Source organism: Mesotoga sp. B105.6.4 (assembly GCF_002896535.1).
Classification (GTDB): domain Bacteria; phylum Thermotogota; class Thermotogae; order Petrotogales; family Kosmotogaceae; genus Mesotoga.
In genome coordinates this window covers 1-894 of record NZ_JWIM01000026.1, presented here as the reverse complement: position 1 = coordinate 894, position 894 = coordinate 1, and the positions used below count along the sequence as shown (strand labels likewise).

The following is an 894-nucleotide window of genomic DNA, read 5'->3' as shown; positions in this document are numbered from 1 at the left end:
CGATCTCGTCGGAAGCCATTCCGAGGGCGCCTTTCTGAACGAGCTCATATATGGCGTTCCCGCCAATCTCGCCCGTGATCAAGATCCCAACACTGAATTTCGATGCGGCTAGTGCCGCGCTAATCAGAAGAAGCAACAACAAGAATATTCTTCTCATAATCTCACGCTCCATTTTTCCCACTCAATACGATTATAGTCGTGGTGAATGGAATTCTCAAGAGTGTGAATAATATTCTTGAATCGAATTACATAGTGGAAGATGAACTTGGAGTAGGCTTCTTCATTACGAAACCTTCATACTGGTTTATATTCTGATCCAGGAGTCTGACCACTTCAGAGGAATCAACAAGCCAATGAAGCGAGAAGTCCTCTACGAGCTCNNTCCAGATCCTGGCCTGCCATATAAGAATGGTAAGCATATGACCACACGTGAGGAGTTCTTGGACTGGACGATCTTATCTTGCCGAGATCCTCCGCAGCGAGAGCAGAGTAGACCTCTGAATACTGTCCGGGGCTGTCAACTTGCCAGCCAACTTCGCTCCAACTGAAGAAACGCTTGAAGACCGACAACTCGGTAGCTTCATGAGCCTTAACCATGTGATCATCGATGACCACAAGCTCAGCAACTCCATCACCGTCGAGGTCGACAACATTGTCTACCTTCATAGGGTCAACTGCAACTGCGAGAGAGTACACTTTGGAGTCGATGACAGTAATGTAGAAAGCTCCTAGCGGAGTAGAATAATCACCCGTCAGAAACCTGAATATCGTGGTCTTTTCACCATGGTAGGGAACATCGTTGACAATAACCGGTGTCATTATTGTCTTCCCCGCAAGAGTTCCCACTACGATCCCTTCCTTGTAGAACGTAACCACATCTGGGATACCCATAAC

General features: G+C 47.1%; 1 pseudogene. It reads right to left on the bottom strand.

Annotated features, from left to right (window positions below):
• Positions 1-382: 382 nt before the first annotated feature.
• Positions 383-894, bottom strand: a pseudogene (locus tag RJ60_RS06380) (hypothetical protein); the annotation flags it as partial.